Here is an 18,532-nt window from a genome sequence, read left to right on the forward strand (position 1 = left end):
GTTTACGCCTCCATTAACAATAATTCTGGGTCGTTCAATAACTTTTTGATGTGATTCAAAGCATGCTGAGCAGTGGCCCCGTCTATAATACGGTGATCAAAGCTAAGTGATAATGCCAGAACTGGAGCGGCGATGATTTCCCCGTCGCGAACAATTGCTTTTTCTGCAATTCGTCCAATCCCTAGAATGGCAACTTCTGGATGATTGATTACAGGTGTGAACCATTGACCGCCTGCGGAACCGATATTCGTGATAGAGCATGAAGCGCCTTTCATTTCATTAGATGCCAATTTACCATCACGAGCTTTCGCAGCTAAATCGTTAATTTCTTGTGAAATAGCAAAAGTTGATTTTCGATCTGCATCTTTTACAACTGGAACTAACAGTCCTTTATCTGTATCTGCTGCAATTCCAATATTGTAATAGTGTTTATGGACAATCTCACTTGTTTCATCATCAAATGATGTATTAAGCATAGGATATTCACGTAATGCACTTGTCAAGGCTTTTACAACATAAGGTAGGAATGTAAGCTTAATTCCTTTTTCTGCAGCAATATCCTTGAACTTTTTACGATGAGCAACAAGAGCCGTCACATCAACTTCATCCATTAATGTTACATGAGGAGCTGTCTGTTTCGATTTAACCATAGCCTTGGCAATGGCTTTTCTCATGCCACTCATTTTCTCGCGTGTTTCAGGGTATTGCCCTTCAGGAATCGTCACTTTTTTATTATCTGTGCTATCCAATTCTTTTTGTTGTGAAGCATCATCACTTTGACGAGCCGGTTCTTCGGAAGTAGCTGTACCATTTTTGAAAGCATCAACATCATCTTTCATGATACGGCCGTTATCTCCTGAGCCAGTAATCTCGCGGATATTTACCCCTTGTTCCCGTGCATATTTTCTGACAGAAGGCATGGCAATGATACGTCTTGAAGGATCTGCTTCCACCTGTGGCTGAGCTCCCGCGCCTGTTTCTCCACTTTTTTCCTGAACTGGAGCAGCTTCTTTCTTAACTTCCTGTCCACTTTCAGCAGTAGCTTGAACTTGAGCTTCGGTATCTTTCTTGCCTTCTGTTTTCGCTTCTTCCCCATGATCCCCTTTAAACTGAAGATCTTCATATCCAGGAGCATCAAAAGTGACAAGTACATCTCCGACTACAGCAACCGTTCCTTCTTGTACAAGGATTTCTTCAACGGTACCTTCCACCGGTGATGGAATTTCTACTACGGCTTTATCGTTCTGAACTTCACAAAGCACGTCATCTTCTTGAATTTTATCTCCTGGTTTAACAAACCATTTTACTATTTCACCTTCATGTATACCTTCTCCGATATCAGGGAGTCTAAATTGGAATGCCACTGAATTCAACCTCCTATATTAAATCATACTTAGGACTTTGAATAAAGCCCTAAGTCATGTATTTCTACTTATAAAAAGACCTTGTAAAGCCTATTCTTTTATCTTACGTGAAAAAATAATTAGAATTTCAAGACTTTAGTCGCTGTTTCAATAATATCTTTATAATTAGGGAGCCAAACCGTCTCCGCTTGAGAAAATGGGAAGACTGTATCGGCAGCCGTTACGCGTAAAACTGGAGCATCCAGGCTTAGAATAGCTCGTTCATTAATTTCCGCTACCACATTTGCTGCAACACCGGCTTGCTTTTGTGCTTCTTGAACGACGATAGCCCGTCCCGTTTTCTCAACTGATCCAATAATTGTATCAATATCTAATGGGGAAACCGTACGTAAGTCGACCACTTCTACCGAATGACCTTCCTTAGCCAATTCTTCCGCAGCTTTGATGGATTCTTGTACCATCGCACCGTACGTAATAATGGATAAGTCAGTTCCTTCACGTTTTACATCAGCCTTGCCCAATGGAATGGTGTAATCTTCTTCAGGCACTTCCTGGCGGAAAGAACGATACAATTTCATGTGTTCTAGGAAAATGACAGGGTCATTATCCCTTATTGCAGATATTAACAATCCTTTTGCATCATAAGGAGTGGAAGGGATAACTACCTTTAACCCTGGTTGCTGTGCCATTAAACCTTCAAGGCTATCCGCATGCATTTCAGGAGTGTGAACTCCACCGCCAAAAGGAGAGCGAATGGTAACAGGTGCATTGTAGCGACCGCCTGAACGGTAGCGCATACGAGCAAGCTGTCCGCTGACTGAATCCATTACTTCATAAATAAATCCAAAGAATTGTAATTCAGGAACAGGACGGAAACCTTGCAGGGAAAGACCGACTGCCAATCCACCGATTCCTGATTCCGCTAGAGGTGTATCGAATACACGTTCTTCACCGAACTCTTTTTGAAGATTTTCCGTTGCACGGAATACTCCTCCATTATTACCGACATCTTCTCCAAAAACGAGTACATTCTCATCGTTTTTAAGTTCTGTACGTAATGCGTCTGTAATTGCTTGAATCATAGTCATTTGAGCCATGGCTTACTTCGACTCCTTTTCTTTATAAATTTCATATTGTTCTTTTAAATTGTTAGGCATTTCTTCGAACATGATCGAAATTAGGTCTGTCACTGTTTGCTTAGGTTCTGCATCAGCCTTTTTGATTGCTTCTTTAATATCTTCTTTTGCTTTATCTATAGTTTCGTTCTCTAAATCTTCATTCCAAAGATCTTTACTTTCCAAGAACTTACGAAGTCGAACCAACGGATCCTTAAGTTCCCACTCATTATCCAAATCGGTTGTCCGGTAACGGGTCGGATCATCACCAGCCATTGTATGTGGACCATAGCGGTAAGTCAAAGTTTCAATCAATGTTGGACCTTCACCATTAATCGCACGCTCACGAGCTTCTTTAACTGCTGTGTAAACAGCCAATGCGTCCATCCCATCAACTTGAACACCAGGGATACCTGCTGCCACACCTTTTTGGGCCAAAGTCTTCGCTGCAGATTGCTTGTCTACCGGTGTAGAAATGGCAAACCTGTTATTTTGAACAATGAAAATGGCTGGGGCTTTAAAGGCTCCGGCAAAGTTGATTCCTTCATAGAAATCACCTTGTGAAGTTCCACCATCACCAGTATATGTAATAGCAACGGCTTTTTTACCACGCTTCTTAAGACCTAGCGCTACACCAGCAGCTTGAATGTATTGGGCACCGATAATGATTTGTGGTGAAATGACATTCACATCTTCTGGAATTTGATTTCCTTTAAAATGCCCTCTTGAGAATAAGAATGCTTGCCAAAGCGGCAGGCCATGCCAAACGATTTGCGGAACATCGCGATATCCAGGGAGAATGAAATCCTCTTTCTCCAAAGCATATTGGGAAGCGATTTGAGATGCTTCCTGACCTGCAGTCGGTGCATAAAAGCCTAATCTACCTTGTCTATTAAGGGAAATCGAACGTTGATCCAATATCCTCGTATAAACCATACGACGCATTAATTCCTGTAGTTGTTCGTTACTTAAATCAGGCATCGCCGCTTCATTAACGACTTCTCCCTCTTCATTTAAGATTTGGAACATTTCAAATTGTTCTTCAACCTTTTTCAGCTGATCTTGAACATTAAATTTAGGCTGTTTAGTTTTTTGAGCCATTTGACACCTCATCCTTTCATTAAAAAGGTTAGTAATTATTATTCTATAAAGCAAAATGATTTGTCTTATAGTCTCTTCAAGAACTCATTGTTTTATTTTCCCCTTAAGACTAATCTCTCAAACACGGGGTTGGTATTTATGTCTTAATCTTATGCTGTACCAATAAAATAATCAAGAAATATGATACAAGAACTTTTATGATTTTAGTTTACAAGATGAATTATCACCAAGTCAATCACCCATACTTCCTTACATTTAGATTTTATTTTGTTAAATTTTCCACAAATTCAATCTCTGTTATAGTTTTTAAAATATATCTGTACTACAAAGTTCTCCCCTTTTAGCAATTTTAAGATGCTAAAGTATAGTAATTCCCTTACACTCAATTTCCTATAGGTTCAATTTTTAGCTTTATCTAAAGGGATTTCTAACTTTTAAATAATATTTTAAAAGAATTTCAAACGCTTTCATACCCATGAACTGTTAGAATTTCTACTTTTATTTTTTTTTAGTACAGTTCATACTCAAAGTCATTCTGCAATTAAATGAAAAGTCTGAAAGATTTAATTTTCTAAACAAAAAAACGAATCAAAAATTGGCCATGAACGATGCTCATGGCCTATTCCATACTTTTTAATTTTTGTCTGTCTCCGTATCTTTTAAGTCCGCAGTTTCATAAAAGCTTTCTTTTTCTTGGTTGAATTTTTTTGTGACTTCATTAAATTTCTTATTAGCCTTCACTACTTTTGCATAGGATTTATTGATTTTGTCGATTTGGATTTGAAGTTCATCCATTTTCAGATCCTCTTTTTTGAACAATTCATACAGTTGCCTATCATTTGCTAAGCTTTGTTGATAGGCTTCATATAATTCCTCATACAAGCTGTATCGTTCGCTCATGGTGCTTTCCATCTTCACTGCTTCTTTTTTCACCTTTTGATCCTCGATTTTTTCAGTCTTCCCCTCCATTTTATTGAATTGTTTTTCTGAAGCTTCCATACTTTCCTGCTCTTTCTCTATCAAGTCTTCCCGTTTCTCAATGTTGTTTAAGGCTTCATCGGAAAGTTCAACGATTTGATCATACTCTTTCATCCCAAGTTTGATGATTTTCTCGTATATTTCTTTTTCTTCCCTTTCCAAGTCATTAAGTGGTTCTTGATTTTCCGCAAAATCACTTTCTTTATCACTTGTTTTATCAAGAATCTTATCGATACTTCCTTCCGGAGACCCACTATTTAAACAGCCGGCCATCATTACTACAGAAAATAACAAAACAACATATAGACGATAATGCTTCAACCCTAACAACTCCCTCTGATCTTTCTACATGGATGGTTTTTTACTGAATCTGATTAGCCGCTTCCGAAAACACGCACATTCCACTATCCGAACAGGAATTTTTTCAAGTCTGGGTTTGAGCCTACACGCTTTAAACCATAATGCATAGGCTGTATTAAACCGTTTCTAATCAGGATGGTTGAAACCCAAAATATAAAACGGAGGTATAAATTATGTATTACGGAGGTTACACCCAAGATTGTTGTTATCCGGTTTCCGCTGCACCAAGCTATGGTTATGGGGGGCAATGCGGTGGCGGCGGTTGTGGTTTTGGCAGCGGCTTCGCTTTAATCGTAGTCCTTTTCATCCTACTTGTCATTGTCGGCGCTTGCTTATGCTAAACAGATAACCACACCATCTCTTTACCCAAAAATATTATATAATTACCCTTATTTACGAATATTAACGAAATTCACATATGAAAATCTCAAGAAATATATTGATAGGGAACCGCTGTTTCTTCCCTATCATTTATTTTCTCTATTATTAACTTTTGAGAATATCTTTGTTAAAATAATTCCATACATACTATTATGAACTTTAATGGGGTGAAAGAACTTGTTTACAATGAATGATTTTGTTAAAGAAGACAATCCCGTATTAAGGAAAGTGGCAGAGGAAGTCATATTGCCACCTTCCCAGGAAGACAAGCAGATATTGAACGACTTGATGGACTACGTCCGCAACAGCCAAAATTCGGAAATCGCCACTCAATATGGGTTAAGGGCAGGGATTGGATTGGCCGCACCACAGGTTAATATATCCAAGCGGATGATAGCCGTTCATCTTAAAAATGAAAAAGGTGATTTGGTCAGTCATGCTCTTTTCAACCCTAAACTCGTAAGCCATTCATTGGAAATGTCCTACCTAACTGCTGGTGAAGGTTGCCTTTCCGTTAATCGGACTGTTTCAGGTTATGTCCCCCGCTATGCTCGCATAAAAGTATCGGGTACGAACCTAGAAGGGGAAGTGGTAAAACTTCGTTTGAAGGGCATCGCCGCCATTTGCTTCCAACACGAAATCGACCATTTGAATGGAATTATGTTTTATGACCATATCAATGCAGAAGATCCTTTCGACATTCCGGAAGATTACATTCCAATAGAAAGGTGAGATCCATCCGATAGGTACCAAATACCCCCACCAATTTAAATTGATGGGGGTATTTGAATGCTATATTAAATCAATTCAAGTTCCTTCAGTCCATGAAGTATGCCATCCTTATCGACATCTTTCGTCACATAGTCAGCTTCCTGCTTGACCAGCTGACCTGCGTTGCCCATAGCCACTCCATACCCCACCGCTTTTAGCATTTCAATGTCATTTAAACCGTCCCCGAATGCATAAACATCCTCTAAACCAAAACCGACTTTATCCATCAATATCTTTATGCCCTCCGCCTTTGATCCTCCAAAAGGCAAAACGTCCGTCGAATACGTATGCCATCTGATAAAATTAAATTTATCGTACTTGCCCACGTACTCCCCTTCTTCTTCCTCTGAGCAAAACAATAAGGCTTGATATATGTCATTCTTTTCATAAAAATCCGCCTGATGCTCCGGATGTGGAAATTTCAAACTGCTTAAAGCTTCTTCAATTCGATTATGATAGGGAACACTGGATTGCATCGTTTCCTCATTCATAAATACGATGGGCAGCCCACTTTTTTCGGCAGCCTTATGAAGCCTTCTCACTTCAGACAGATTCAAAGGATTTTTATAGATGACCTTGCCTTCGAATACTACATATTGCCCGTTAAAACTTACAAAAGTATCTATCCCCAGCTCTTCTCTTAAATCTTCAAACATGAAGGGAGCCCGTCCAGTGGCAATGGCTACAAAGACTCCGCTATCCTGCAGTTGCTTCACTGCTTTTTTTGTTGAAGCCGGTAATTTTTTATCATGATCAAGCAACGTTCCATCAATATCAAAAAATACGATTTTCACTTACTCTTCACTTCCCATTCATTGAGTTTCCCTATTTCTAATATGTACCCATTTAATAATTGTCATTAAAATAAGTCAAGTAACTCATTTGTACAACACCATATATAACCAGGTTTTTCATATGCGTTTTAGCATATATTATTAGATGTAATCAAATCCCTCTTCCCATCCTCCCAAGGCAGCCAAACTTTCGAGATGAATCGGAGCCTTTTTTTCATAAATAAGCCTTTTACCTGCAAAGACGTATTTACTTTATGGAATAATCCTATACAATAATAACTAAGGGAGTGTGATCACCATGTTAAAAAAGCTTCGTAAAAAGCTTGTAAAACAATGGAATGATCTTCTAAGAAAAAAATCAATCGCTTGATAGCCATATCCGTTTTGTCATTGGCCGTCATCCATAAGCGAGATTTTTTTGTACAGCCCTTCTAAAACTTGCGGAGGGCTTCTTCCTTGTTGTAAAGTGCTTATAAGCCTACTTGAAACATTAAATGTACATACTATAATATCCTGACCTTGCATTGAAGTTCATACTACCGATGGTTCCCTTATAAGGAAAACGCCGGTTTACTAATGCATTGAGGGGTATTCTTGAATCCATATGTGATCCATCAAAAAGGCCTACTCTGGGACATATCTTTATCCGTTTGGTTTTACTCTTGGTAAAAACGGAAAGAATAGAGATTAGAGGAAGCTTCGATTTCAGCTATTTATTTTTATATACTATTACGTATTGGTATAATAAGTTAAATAAAAACCCCTCTTCCAAAAGGAAAGTTGGGTTTGTTTTTCCATGATGTTGAAAAACATGTAAAAATTGTTGTTTTTATATATAATGAAAAAAGCAATGTAAACAAGTGAGGAGAGATTAAAATGGTTTTTAAGGTATACTATCAAGTAACCATAGCAGAGGTTCCCATCCGGGAGAATACTAAAACGATGTATGTGGAAGGTGAATCCATCCGTGACGTTCGTTTTAAATTAAAAGAAGAACCGTATAACGTGGAGTTGGTAGCGCCAGTAACTGGTGCATATTTGGAATATGAAAAACAAAGTGATGATTTTAAAGTATTGGAGCTAGGATAATTTATGAAATTTGTGAAAAATGATCAAACAGCTGTATTCGCCCTGGGCGGTTTAGGCGAAATCGGTAAGAACACATACGCTGTTCAATTCCAAGATGAGATCATCGTCATCGATGCCGGAATCAAATTTCCGGAAGACGAACTCCTAGGAATCGACTATGTGATTCCCGACTACAGCTATTTAGAGAAAAATGTAGATAAAATCAAAGGGGTCTTCATCACCCATGGTCATGAAGATCACATCGGCGGGATTCCCTATTTATTAAGAAAAGTGAATGTCCCTGTATACGGTGGCAAACTTGCACTTGGACTACTTCGCAATAAACTGGAAGAACATGGTCTTTTACGACAAACTACCATGATTGAAATCACGGAAGATGAAGTAATCAAATTCCGGAAGACTTCTGTCTCTTTCTTCCGCACGACTCACAGTATTCCAGATTCTTACGGAATCGTCGTAAAAACGCCACCTGGACAAATTGTTCATACCGGTGATTTCAAATTCGACTTTACACCAGTAGGAGAACCGGCCAACTTGACCAAAATGGCTGAAATCGGTAAAGAAGGCGTATTATGCTTACTTTCTGATAGCACGAATAGTGAAGTGCAAAACTTTACGATGTCAGAGAGCCGCGTCGGTGATACGATTCAAGACATATTCCGTAAGGTAGATGGCCGAATCATCTTTGCAACCTTTGCTTCGAACATACACCGTCTTCAACAAGTCGTTGAGGCAGCAGTCGAGAATGGCCGTAAGATTGCCGTCTTTGGTCGTAGCATGGATTCAGCAATTGCTATCGGTCAAGAGCTTGGTTATATCGTAGCTCCTAAAGATACATTTATCGATGTACAGCAATTAAACCGAATGCCTGCCAACAAAGTGACCATCCTTTGTACTGGTAGCCAAGGTGAACCTATGGCAGCCCTTTCGAGGATTGCAAACGGGACCCACCGCCAGATTCAAATCATACCTGGAGATACAGTCGTTTTCTCTTCTTCACCTATCCCAGGAAATACAATCAGCGTTTCTAGAACCATTAACCAATTATATCGTGCAGGTGCGGATGTCATTTCTGGCCCATTGAATAATATTCATACATCCGGTCATGGCGGACAACAAGAGCAAAAGTTAATGCTTCGTTTAATCAAGCCAAAATTCTTCATGCCTATTCATGGTGAATATCGTATGCAAAAACTTCATGCAGGACATGCAATGGACTGCGGTGTACCTGAAGAAAATTGCTTTATCATGGATAATGGTGAGGTGCTTTCACTAAGTGAAAATACAGCACAGATTGCTGGCAAGATCCCTTCAGGTTCGGTCTATATCGACGGTAGCGGTATCGGTGACATCGGGAACATCGTTTTACGTGATCGTAGAATCCTTTCCGAAGAAGGACTAGTTGTTGTCGTGGTCAGCATAAACATGAAAGAATTTAAAATCTCTTCCGGTCCAGATATCATTTCACGTGGGTTTGTCTACATGAGAGAATCTGGAGACCTTATCAATGATGCTCAGTCCCTTATCACTAAGCACTTGAATAAAGTGATGGAGCGCAAAACTACTCAATGGTCTGAAATCAAAAATGAGATTACAGATACTTTGTCACCATTCTTATATGAAAAAACAAAACGCCGCCCGATGATTCTTCCAATCATCATGGAGGTTCAATAATAAAGAAAAACCCCAACCGAATGGTTGGGGTTTTTCTTTATTATATGTATAAGGAGGACCCGGTAAAAATCATTAGGTCCTCCTTTCTATTTAATCGACGATCTTTTTTTCAAATCGATTGATGTCAGAATCAGCACCAATGACTATCAAGATATCCCCTTTATGGATTAAATCATTAGCCTGTGGAGAGACATTGATCTCATTTTCCCTTTTGATTCCAACAATATTCAAACCGTAATGGGCCCGGATATCAAGATCGAAAATCGATTTACCGTTCATTTTTTGGCTAGCAACGATTTCCACAATGGAATGTTCATCAGAAAGCTCTAAATAGTCCAGGATATTATTAGAACCGATATTATGGGCAATACGTCTTCCCATGTCTCGTTCCGGATGCACCACAAAGTCCGCACCAATTTTCCGGAGCACCTTTTCGTGATAGTCATTCTGTGCCTTAACCGTAACATTCGTAACACCCAGTTCTTTGAGCATGAGGGTCGTTAAAATGCTTGCCTGAATATTTTCTCCGATTGCGACAATAACATGTTCAAAGTTACGGATACCGATATTTTTGAGCACATTTTCATCAGTTGTATCCCCTACGATGGCATGTGAAGCAATTCTGGCATATTCATTAACGCGAACTTCGTCGGCATCAATGGCAAGCACACCCATTCCTTCTTCTGCCAACGTCCTAACAATGCTGCCGCCAAAACGGCCAAGTCCTATCACTGCAAATTCTTTTTTCACAGTACACCCTCCAAAATCTCCCTTACGCATCGGGAAATATCATTTCTTATGATGAACCTTCCCCATACCTTTTAAGATTTTTTACCTTTATATGTTATATAGTTTGTTAGATGATTGATGGCAAGTTCAATGGACTCCTCATCAGGGGTCAACTTAGCGTGATGTAAGCCATGATCGGATGCTACACCCAGCCAGAACATGAAACCTGGTATCTCTTTCAACATATAGCCAAAGTCCTCGCCTGTCATTGCCTCTGTACAACGGTACAATTGGACCTCCGTTGATTGTTCGGTGAAATCCATGAATTCACGTGTCAGCTTCTCATCATTATACACCTGATGATACATGCAACCATAGTCAATTTCCGCCTCACACCCGTACCCTACCTGAATGCCATCTACAAGTGCTTTTATACGAGACTTGACCTTAACCATTGACTCAGGGTTTAACGTTCTTATGGTGCCTTCTAAACGCGCCGTTTCCGCAATGATATTCTGAACGGTTCCACCCGTGATCTTACCTATGGTGATCACTGCTGAATCCAGCGGATTCACATTACGGGAAACGATGGTTTGTAGCTGTCCAACTAGCGAACAGGCAGTGATTACCATATCATTTGTTTGGTGCGGATACGCTGCATGTCCGCCCTTTCCTTTTAAATCAATGAAGAGTTCCGATGTATTCGCAAACAAAAGTCCCTCTTTAACCGCAATCGTTCCCACAGGATATTCCGGTGCAACATGCAGGGCAAGGATCATATCAGGTTTCCATTTTTTCATCGTCTCGGATTCCAGCATCGGTTCAGCTCCTCCTGGACCTTCCTCAGCTGGTTGAAAAATAAATAGTACATCATCATCGATTGGATTTTCAACAAAATATGTCAAAACTCCGAGACCTATGCTCATGTGAAAATCATGCCCACATGCATGCATATAGTCTTCGTGTGTAGAAGCAAATGACAGACCCGTCTCCTCTTTTATCGGCAATCCATCAATATCAGCTCGGTAGCCAATTATCTTACTTGGATTTTCCCCTTTGATTTTCACGAAAATACCAGTTCTCCAAGTTTCTACTTCGATTCGTTCAGAAGGCAAATTCATTATGTAATGAAGCAGATATTGCTGCGTCTTGAATTCTTGAAAACCGATTTCCGGTATTTTATGCAAATCGCGTCGGATGGTAACAAACGGGCTCAATTCCATATTCCTTCACTCCCTATACATAAAGCGTGGATATAGTTATCCACGCTCTTGAACAATATTAAGGTTAAATTAAAGTTGACGAAGCTCTTGCATAATTTCAGTTTTTGATTTAGTTTTTTCATCAATCTGTTTAATTACTTTAGCAGGTATTCCAGCAGCCACTGAGTATGGAGGTACGTCTTTCGTTACGATAGCTCCTGCAGCTACAACAGAACCTTTACCGATTGTAACGCCTTCCAGCACGACAGCGTTAGCACCAATTAACACATCATCTTCCAATACGACTGGTTGTGCAGAAGGTGGCTCAATGACACCAGCGAGTACGGCTCCTGCGCCTACGTGACAGTTTTTCCCCACTGTTGCACGTCCTCCAAGAGTAGCGTTCATGTCAATCATTGTACCTTCGCCAATGACAGAACCAATATTGATTGATGCTCCCATCATGATAACGGCATTGTCGCCAATTGAAACTTGATCACGAATCACCGCGCCAGGCTCGATGCGTGCCTTGATTCCTTTTAGATCCAATAGTGGTATTGCTGAATTGCGACGATCATTTTCAACCACATGATCTTCAATTTTCGAACCTGCTGTTTCGATAGCTGATTCAATTTCAGCCCACTCACCGAATACCACTCCGGTGTTACCAGTAATGAAAGTTTTAGAAGCAGGTCCGAAATCTATGCCTTCTAATTCACCTTTGACATATACCTTCACAGGTGTTGATTTTTTACTGTTTGATATAAAAGAAATAATTTCATGCGCGTCCATTTTATTCATTCTGAAAAACCTCCTAATTATGTATCATTGCTCGATTTAAATTTAACAGACAACAGCTTGCAAGACAAGAAATGAATATCTTTTTCTAAAGGGTTTCACTCCTTGACATTTTTGGTTGAAACCTACAACAATCCTTGTTCACGGATATGTTCCTTCACCACTTCCGTGAAAGCTTGGACCTGTTTAAGCTGAAATGCTGATTCATATCCACAAAGCCAGGTATCACGCTCGATGGAATGGTTCTGCCCATCCAAGAGGGGGATTTTAAAAATATTGGTATCCTTATCATGTAAAGTGATTGCCGGGAGAATCGCATACCCAATTCCGTTGAACACCATTTGTTTGCATGTTTCGATTTGATCCACGACGATTGTATTTTTTGGGGTGGTCTTGAATTGACGATGCCACCAATCCTGTATCTCCTGATAATAATTTGAATCACTCTTAAATTGTATGAAAGGGCGGTCCGTTTCGAATACCTGATCCAGTTCCTTCATCTCTGTATCAACCAAGTAGAGCATATCCGTGAACAAATGCTGTTTGACGCCCTTCCAGTCGGGCGCTCCACGAATAATGCCAATATGGACCTGGCCTTCATACAAAGATTTTAAAATTTCACTGCTCCACCCTGTGATTAAAGAAATTTTGGCATACGGATATTTCTGAACGAACTTTTTCAAAACTTGCGGTAGCCAATTCTGGCCGACTATAGATGCACAGGCAATTTTCAGGGTTCCATATACCTCGTGATCCATCGCCTGGATACTTTCTCTCACCGTTTCTTCCTTTGCCAATATATCATTGGCCAATCGTATGACCGCTTCCCCAGCAGGTGTCAAGGAAAGCCCTTTTTGTGAACGGAGGAACAGCTTTGATCCCCAATCCTTTTCAATCGTTTGTAGACGTTGAGAAAGCGCAGGCTGGGAAACGAATAAACGTTCTGCTGCTTTCCTCATATTCATCTCCTGGGCTAACACAGATAATAAATGGTATTCAGAAAAAGACATACACACCAACCTCTTGATAATTTTTTCTTATCACTATGACTCATTTTTTATTAATTTAATTATCAACAAAGTTAGATTATAATACAAGAGAAAAGAAACGGGAGTGATCCTCATGACAATTTTTTTATTGCTGATCATCGGATTTGCGGCATCTTTTATAGGGACCCTGGCCGGTAGCGGTGGATTGATCGGTATGCCTTCCCTGCTTTTAATCGGAATCCCGATTCATCAGGTCATTGGCTCCGTTAAGTTTTCCAATATGCTTTCTTCCTTTTCTAGTTTTTACTTCTTGTTCAAGAAAAAACAATTGAAATTGATAGAGGCTCTTAAATTAGTACCCTTTGCTATATTAGGTGGCTTTTGTGGCGGACTGCTCGCAAATGCTTTTACAGAAAAGACGATGAATGTCATGGCTATTTTTCTCCTAACAGTTGCCATGATTCTAAATTTTTTAAAGAAACCACGCCCCAACAATGAAGAGGAATGGAAACTTCCGAAGAAAGTCTATCCATCTCTTTTTGGCATAAGCGTGTATGATGGCATGTTCGGGCCAGGTCAGGCAACCATGCTCATGTATACCTTCCTTCGCAACGGAGCGACTTACCTGCAATCCCTTGCCTTTACACGCTTTCAAACCTTTATCAGCTGTGCGGCAGCGTTTGTCACTTACTTAATCGCCGGTAACATCACATGGAAAGTTGCAATTTATTATACGATAGGCTCCCTTATCGGATCCCAACTTGCTCTACGCGTTGCCGAGAAAATCTCCACCCGTCAACTAAAGTTCATTTTACATAGCGTAACGATTGCCTTATTGATTCAACTTATAATCCGCATTGCCATGTCTTAATCAATCTAAAATGAGGCAACCCATTTTAGATTGCCTCTCTTTTAACATTCTATTTTGTTTCTTTCTCCCTACGTTTTAGCCTAGTGAGGGTGACCAGGCTGATTACAGCAAAGAGTAAGACGATAAAGTAAATGTTGTGCAGGGACATCGTGAGCCCTTCTTGCAAGACTTCCACTACTTCCTTAGGCAATCTAGCCCTTTCTTCACTGTTCAATAATTTATTGGCCGTGTCGATCGTCACTCCAGAATCGGCTGGTGCATGTTCATTTATATAGGCTTGCAGCCTTGTATTCATGACTCCACCCAGTAATGCCGCTCCCACAGTATTTCCTAAATTACGCATAAACATATTCGAGGCAGTGGCAATCCCCCGGCGTTCCCAACTGACCGTCTTTTGAATGACAACGATGAAAGATGTCGAAGTCAAACCCATCCCAACCCCAACAAAGAAGGATCCCATTGCCGCAATGAATGGACCGGCTTCAGGCTTCATCAGGACTAAAATCACACTTCCAAGAATCAAAGAAAACCCACCAAGGAGTGATGTAGCCTTAAACCCTATTCTTAGTAAGAGTTTTCCAGCAAAAACCGATGCAATCGGCCATCCAATGGACATGGCAGTCAGAGTAAACCCTGCAACCGTAGGTGAGCGCTCCATTACACCTTGAACGAATGTCGGAAGGAAGCTCGATAATCCAATCATCATGACCCCTGTTGTAAGAGAAACAAGGTTAGCGATTAAAATGGACCTCTCCTTCCAGATTTCAAATGGCATCATAGGCTCGGAAGCCCTTTTTTCCTGCATAATGAACAAAATAAAAGAAATGACAGCAATGACTACCAGTGAAATTGCTGGTGTAGAGGCCCATGGCCATTTTACCCCACCCTGAACGAGAACGACCATCAAGGTTGAAATCGATAACGTTAACAATGCGGCTCCTATATAATCAATGTCACGTTTTTTCTTTTCAATATTTTCATGAAGGAACATCCAGATTCCAACGAATGAAAGTAAACCCAGGGGAATGTTGATCCAGAATACAAGTCTCCAAGAAAGAGACTCGACAATCAACCCGCCCAATGCCGGTCCCATTACCGCGGAAATCCCCCACACACTTGAAAGGTATCCTTGTATGCGGGCTCTCTCTTCATTCTTATAGATATCCCCGACAATCGTTGATGCCACCGGCGCGACCGCCCCGGCACCAAACCCCTGCAGAAATCGATAAAATATGAGCTCCGTCATCGAATCCGCAAAGCCACATAGAATCGAACCAATCAGGAAGACGATTATGCCAAATAAAAGAACAGGTTTTCGACCGACTATGTCGGATAACTTTCCATATATCAAGACCGTCACGGCATTCATAAGTAAATAGCCGGAAAAAACCCAGCTATATAATGAAAAGCCACCCAGGTCACTGACGATTGCCGGCATGGCCGTCGAGACAATCGTACCTTCAATTGCATTCATGAACATCGCCAACATGATCGCCGCAAGGATGAATGGCCGCTTTAATTTTAAGTTTTGACCGTTCGAAGTATTTATTGCTTGTACCAAGTTACGCATCCTCTCAACTAATATGATATCTATGGTTAACCCATTTTTAGTGATTTATGTAGAATAAGAAAACTCGCCACTTGGCGAGTCTGAGGTAAACTGTTCATTTACTATGGCTATTTCCTCATTCAGGTAACAATTGTTCTTTAAAGACTTTCTTCAAAATCGCCCTTCTCGTAAGAATGCCTTCAAATAGATGTTCGTCATTCTCAACACAGACAAATGGATGATCAATTAACAGTTCTACACCTTTTATCAATGGATCCTCTATATTCAGACGAGGTATATCTATATTCATAATTTCAGAAACTTTTTTATTCTCCAGATTATCAAATTCAATTCTCTCAAGTCCCAAGATAGAGTCGAGAATGACTGGTGTGCTGATTAAGCCATGCAGTTTATACATTGGATCTAAAACGGGAATGGCCGTATAACCGCTCTTCGTCAATACCAATAGCGCATGTTCTAAATTATTGGTTACCTGCACGTGGGCCACGCGTTCAGAAGAAATCATTAAGTCTTTCACGCTGGAATCTAATAAATCCCCATCATGAGTACCGATCATGTTAAAACCCCTTACCATATGTTTTTATATATATATCCCTTATTCTATTTTAACATAAACATGCGAAAAAGGCCCAACCAAAACCGCTCATATTCCAAAATAAGGGACATCAGATCACATTTATTATCCCTTACTCGTTTTGATGTCACCTTTTTTATAACCACATTCAGGGCATTGGTAAATCACATTTTGATTGGACTGGGCAGTTAAAACATCCTCCAATATCCTTTCATCTAAGCAAACAGGGCAAATCACTTTTGGTTTTTCCATTTAAATCCCTCCTCTTTCTAATGTTTCATAAACTCCCTGTATTCATTCAACCCGTCACTTGCCCGTATCAATAAAAAAGCTGCAATCCTAATGGAATGCAGCTTTTACATTAAATCAAATTAAGATTGAAGAAGATCAAAGATTTCAATGGTAATCATATCAACGTTATCGAATTGATATTTAGATGATTTCCCTTTATCACTGTATACTTCAAGCTCGAACATTTCAGTTTTGCTGAAATATGTAACCTGGCATTTTTTCACACCATCTATTTCAAAAAAACGCTGAGCAGATTCAGATTCCTTTGCTTGCTCTTGAAGACTTTTCAATCTGGTAAGAATGCCCTGTAATTGAGACATACTCCCTCTCCTTTCTGAATAAAACCTTTTCGATAGGTTTCACTATACCATACTTTTCTATGCAGTAGCCACGCTGAAATAAATTCAGAATAATTAAAACGTTCATTCTTTACATGCTACTATTATCAGAATAAAATAAGGAATGAATTTTGTACATAAAAAAATTACTGGAGGTGTCATTTCATGTTGAATTTCAGTGAACTTGGTTACCGCATTTCCCTGATTGATGGTTTTGATTTGGGCCGGAAGAATAGAACAGGTACTTATGTAATTGCTGATGAGGATATAACTTTAGTTGAAACATCCGCAAGCCCCTCCGTCCCTCATATTCTCAAGGGGCTGAATGATATAGGAATCGCTCTAGAAGAGATTACATATATCATTCTTACCCATATTCATTTGGACCATGCAGGTGGGGCAGGACTTTTTTTACAACATTGCCCTAACGCCAAAGTGATCGTTCATCCAAAAGGTGCGCGGCACCTGGAAGATCCCACTAGACTTATCGCAGGGGCAAAAGAGGTCTATGGGGAAGATTTCGACAAACTTTTCAACCCCATCCTTACGATCCCTCACGATAAAATAATCGTAAAAGAAGACAAGGCTTCCCTTCAAACGAGTGAAACTTGTACTTTGACCTTTTATGATACACCAGGTCATGCCAACCATCATCTCAGCATTTTCGATCCCATTTCAAAAGGGATGTTTTCGGGTGATACGGTCGGTGTATACTATCGCGAACTGGAGCAAGACGGCATTGAATTTTATTTACCATCCACATCGCCTAATCAATTTAACCCAGAAGCGATGCTGGCGGCTGCAGACCTATATGAAAGTCTTGATGTTAAACGTATTTATTTTGGTCATTATGGCGTTTCCGATAATCCCAAGGAAGTTTATAAGCAATTACGTTACTGGCTCCCTATTTTCGTGGAGATAGCTGAAACAGCCTTCAAGCAGTACGAAACTTTCAAGGAACAAGTCGCTGCAACTCAAACAAATATATTCGATAAAGTCACCACCCAGCTAGCCACCCTAGGCATTATGGGGGATCACCCCGTTTTTGAAATTCTTCGACTGGACCTAGAGGTATCGGCCATGGGATTAATCGACTATTGTGCCAAGCGCGAAAAAACAGGACATAATCCTATTCAAATGTGATGCCATTCAATATAATGAAAGAGTACTCAATTAAAGTTTATTGGAGGAACTATGAAAGACATTACCCTTTATACACAACCAGATTGCCCTCCCTGCAAAATAACGAAATTGTTCTTAAATGATAATAATATCGAATACAAGGAAAAAGATATTAAAGCAGATGGGCATGCACGCAAAGAATTAACGGATAAATATGGCTCATATTCCACACCGACAGTGGTCATTGATGGAAAAGTCATTATTGGCTTTAATCTTGACGCCATTGAAAAAGAATTGGAACTTTAATAAAAAAAGTCTAAAGAAGGGGTGCTGCACCCCAAAAGTTAGAGTTAAAAACTAACTTTTGGGGTGTTTTTTTTGGTGAAATATAATACGGAATTTAAATTCAAACTTGTTCAAG

Annotated in this window: 20 protein-coding genes; 7 read left to right on the forward strand and 13 right to left on the reverse strand. The window is 39.9% G+C overall.

Going from position 1 to position 18,532, the window contains the following annotated elements; all coding sequences use genetic code 11:
* Nucleotides 1-2: 2 nt before the first annotated feature.
* From ACIQXN_RS15875 to ACIQXN_RS15890, 4 genes are all read right to left on the reverse strand, one after another.
* A complete protein-coding gene (locus tag ACIQXN_RS15875; protein ID WP_402968515.1) occupies nt 3-1,364 on the reverse strand; it encodes a dihydrolipoamide acetyltransferase family protein in 1,362 nt (453 codons plus the stop codon).
* Nucleotides 1,365-1,483: 119 nt separating this feature from the next.
* On the reverse strand, nt 1,484-2,461 hold the full coding sequence (locus ACIQXN_RS15880; RefSeq protein ID WP_402968518.1) for an alpha-ketoacid dehydrogenase subunit beta: 978 nt from the start codon (nt 2,459-2,461) through the stop codon (nt 1,484-1,486).
* Between the two features lie 3 nt (nt 2,462-2,464).
* The gene (gene pdhA / locus ACIQXN_RS15885; RefSeq protein WP_402968521.1) at nt 2,465-3,580 is read right to left on the reverse strand and encodes a pyruvate dehydrogenase (acetyl-transferring) E1 component subunit alpha; all 1,116 of its coding nucleotides are present in this window, start codon (nt 3,578-3,580) and stop codon (nt 2,465-2,467) included.
* Nucleotides 3,581-4,213: 633 nt separating this feature from the next.
* Nucleotides 4,214-4,879, reverse strand: coding sequence for a YkyA family protein (locus ACIQXN_RS15890; RefSeq protein ID WP_402968524.1), 666 nt, complete (start codon nt 4,877-4,879; stop codon nt 4,214-4,216).
* A gap of 212 nt (nt 4,880-5,091) precedes the next feature.
* On the opposite strand from ACIQXN_RS15890, the gene ACIQXN_RS15895 reads away from it, so the two are divergent.
* Together ACIQXN_RS15895 and def are read left to right on the forward strand one after the other, a co-directional pair.
* Entirely contained in the window at nt 5,092-5,259 is a 168-nt protein-coding gene (locus ACIQXN_RS15895; RefSeq protein WP_402968527.1) for a YjcZ family sporulation protein, read from the forward strand.
* Nucleotides 5,260-5,476: 217 nt separating this feature from the next.
* The gene (def, locus tag ACIQXN_RS15900; protein WP_402968530.1) at nt 5,477-6,031 is read left to right on the forward strand and encodes a peptide deformylase; all 555 of its coding nucleotides are present in this window, start codon (nt 5,477-5,479) and stop codon (nt 6,029-6,031) included.
* A gap of 65 nt (nt 6,032-6,096) precedes the next feature.
* Here the strand turns inward: def and ACIQXN_RS15905 are convergent, their stop codons facing one another.
* Nucleotides 6,097-6,864 (reverse strand): Cof-type HAD-IIB family hydrolase, encoded by a 768-nt coding sequence (locus ACIQXN_RS15905; RefSeq protein WP_402968533.1) that lies wholly within the window; start codon nt 6,862-6,864, stop codon nt 6,097-6,099.
* A gap of 876 nt (nt 6,865-7,740) precedes the next feature.
* On the opposite strand from ACIQXN_RS15905, the gene ACIQXN_RS15910 reads away from it, so the two are divergent.
* Nucleotides 7,741-7,953: a DNA-dependent RNA polymerase subunit epsilon gene (locus ACIQXN_RS15910; RefSeq protein WP_402968536.1), complete on the forward strand. Its 213-nt coding sequence runs from the start codon at nt 7,741-7,743 to the stop codon at nt 7,951-7,953.
* A gap of 3 nt (nt 7,954-7,956) precedes the next feature.
* A complete protein-coding gene (gene rnjA, locus ACIQXN_RS15915; RefSeq protein WP_402968538.1) occupies nt 7,957-9,627 on the forward strand; it encodes a ribonuclease J1 in 1,671 nt (556 codons plus the stop codon).
* A 90-nt stretch (nt 9,628-9,717) separates the two neighbouring features.
* Here rnjA and ACIQXN_RS15920 read toward each other — a convergent pair whose 3' ends face one another.
* The 4 genes from ACIQXN_RS15920 to ACIQXN_RS15935 all read right to left on the reverse strand — a co-directional run bounded on the left by ACIQXN_RS15920 (nt 9,718) and on the right by ACIQXN_RS15935 (nt 13,366).
* Nucleotides 9,718-10,377 (reverse strand): potassium channel family protein, encoded by a 660-nt coding sequence (locus ACIQXN_RS15920; protein WP_402968541.1) that lies wholly within the window; start codon nt 10,375-10,377, stop codon nt 9,718-9,720.
* Between the two features lie 71 nt (nt 10,378-10,448).
* Nucleotides 10,449-11,579, reverse strand: coding sequence for an N-acetyldiaminopimelate deacetylase (locus tag ACIQXN_RS15925; protein ID WP_402968544.1), 1,131 nt, complete (start codon nt 11,577-11,579; stop codon nt 10,449-10,451).
* A 69-nt stretch (nt 11,580-11,648) separates the two neighbouring features.
* The gene (gene dapD / locus ACIQXN_RS15930) at nt 11,649-12,359 is read right to left on the reverse strand and encodes a 2,3,4,5-tetrahydropyridine-2,6-dicarboxylate N-acetyltransferase (protein ID WP_402968547.1); all 711 of its coding nucleotides are present in this window, start codon (nt 12,357-12,359) and stop codon (nt 11,649-11,651) included.
* Between the two features lie 122 nt (nt 12,360-12,481).
* The gene (locus tag ACIQXN_RS15935) at nt 12,482-13,366 is read right to left on the reverse strand and encodes a transcriptional regulator CcpC (protein WP_402968550.1); all 885 of its coding nucleotides are present in this window, start codon (nt 13,364-13,366) and stop codon (nt 12,482-12,484) included.
* 112 nt (nt 13,367-13,478) lie between these two features.
* On the opposite strand from ACIQXN_RS15935, the gene ACIQXN_RS15940 reads away from it, so the two are divergent.
* Nucleotides 13,479-14,216 carry a sulfite exporter TauE/SafE family protein gene (locus tag ACIQXN_RS15940; RefSeq protein WP_402968553.1) on the forward strand — a complete coding sequence of 246 codons (738 nt, stop codon included), beginning with the start codon at nt 13,479-13,481 and terminating at the stop codon, nt 14,214-14,216.
* Between the two features lie 49 nt (nt 14,217-14,265).
* Here the strand turns inward: ACIQXN_RS15940 and ACIQXN_RS15945 are convergent, their stop codons facing one another.
* The 4 genes from ACIQXN_RS15945 to ACIQXN_RS15960 form a co-directional block, all read right to left on the reverse strand.
* Complete coding sequence (locus ACIQXN_RS15945; protein ID WP_402968569.1) at nt 14,266-15,810, reverse strand: MDR family MFS transporter; 1,545 nt, start codon at nt 15,808-15,810, stop codon at nt 14,266-14,268.
* Between the two features lie 91 nt (nt 15,811-15,901).
* Nucleotides 15,902-16,342 (reverse strand): cyclic-di-AMP-binding protein CbpB, encoded by a 441-nt coding sequence (gene cbpB, locus ACIQXN_RS15950; protein ID WP_402968554.1) that lies wholly within the window; start codon nt 16,340-16,342, stop codon nt 15,902-15,904.
* Between the two features lie 123 nt (nt 16,343-16,465).
* Entirely contained in the window at nt 16,466-16,612 is a 147-nt protein-coding gene (locus ACIQXN_RS15955; protein WP_402968557.1) for a hypothetical protein, read from the reverse strand.
* A 119-nt stretch (nt 16,613-16,731) separates the two neighbouring features.
* Entirely contained in the window at nt 16,732-16,971 is a 240-nt protein-coding gene (locus ACIQXN_RS15960; RefSeq protein ID WP_402868027.1) for a YkuJ family protein, read from the reverse strand.
* Between the two features lie 183 nt (nt 16,972-17,154).
* Between ACIQXN_RS15960 and ACIQXN_RS15965 the strand changes: the two genes are divergently transcribed.
* Both ACIQXN_RS15965 and ACIQXN_RS15970 read left to right on the forward strand, forming a co-directional pair.
* Nucleotides 17,155-18,132, forward strand: coding sequence for an MBL fold metallo-hydrolase (locus ACIQXN_RS15965; RefSeq protein ID WP_402968560.1), 978 nt, complete (start codon nt 17,155-17,157; stop codon nt 18,130-18,132).
* 51 nt (nt 18,133-18,183) lie between these two features.
* Entirely contained in the window at nt 18,184-18,417 is a 234-nt protein-coding gene (locus ACIQXN_RS15970; RefSeq protein ID WP_402968563.1) for a glutaredoxin family protein, read from the forward strand.
* Nucleotides 18,418-18,532 lie beyond the last annotated feature (115 nt).

The organism is Peribacillus sp. NPDC097295 (assembly GCF_044761665.1).
Taxonomy (GTDB): domain Bacteria; phylum Bacillota; class Bacilli; order Bacillales; family DSM-1321; genus Peribacillus.

Coding starts and splice junctions, on each gene's coding strand:
- ACIQXN_RS15910 (WP_402968536.1), top strand. CDS start 7,741: ATGGTTTTTAAGGTATACTATCAAGTAACCATAGCAGAGGTTCCCATC.
- ACIQXN_RS15895 (WP_402968527.1), top strand. CDS start 5,092: ATGTATTACGGAGGTTACACCCAAGATTGTTGTTATCCGGTTTCCGCT.
- ACIQXN_RS15960 (WP_402868027.1), bottom strand. CDS start 16,971: ATGTCTCAATTACAGGGCATTCTTACCAGATTGAAAAGTCTTCAAGAG.
- ACIQXN_RS15955 (WP_402968557.1), bottom strand. CDS start 16,612: ATGGAAAAACCAAAAGTGATTTGCCCTGTTTGCTTAGATGAAAGGATA.
- dapD (WP_402968547.1), bottom strand. CDS start 12,359: ATGAATAAAATGGACGCGCATGAAATTATTTCTTTTATATCAAACAGT.
- ACIQXN_RS15970 (WP_402968563.1), top strand. CDS start 18,184: ATGAAAGACATTACCCTTTATACACAACCAGATTGCCCTCCCTGCAAA.
- ACIQXN_RS15880 (WP_402968518.1), bottom strand. CDS start 2,461: ATGGCTCAAATGACTATGATTCAAGCAATTACAGACGCATTACGTACA.
- ACIQXN_RS15965 (WP_402968560.1), top strand. CDS start 17,155: ATGTTGAATTTCAGTGAACTTGGTTACCGCATTTCCCTGATTGATGGT.
- cbpB (WP_402968554.1), bottom strand. CDS start 16,342: ATGATCGGTACTCATGATGGGGATTTATTAGATTCCAGCGTGAAAGAC.
- pdhA (WP_402968521.1), bottom strand. CDS start 3,580: ATGGCTCAAAAAACTAAACAGCCTAAATTTAATGTTCAAGATCAGCTG.
- rnjA (WP_402968538.1), top strand. CDS start 7,957: ATGAAATTTGTGAAAAATGATCAAACAGCTGTATTCGCCCTGGGCGGT.
- ACIQXN_RS15940 (WP_402968553.1), top strand. CDS start 13,479: ATGACAATTTTTTTATTGCTGATCATCGGATTTGCGGCATCTTTTATA.
- ACIQXN_RS15935 (WP_402968550.1), bottom strand. CDS start 13,366: ATGTCTTTTTCTGAATACCATTTATTATCTGTGTTAGCCCAGGAGATG.
- ACIQXN_RS15925 (WP_402968544.1), bottom strand. CDS start 11,579: ATGGAATTGAGCCCGTTTGTTACCATCCGACGCGATTTGCATAAAATA.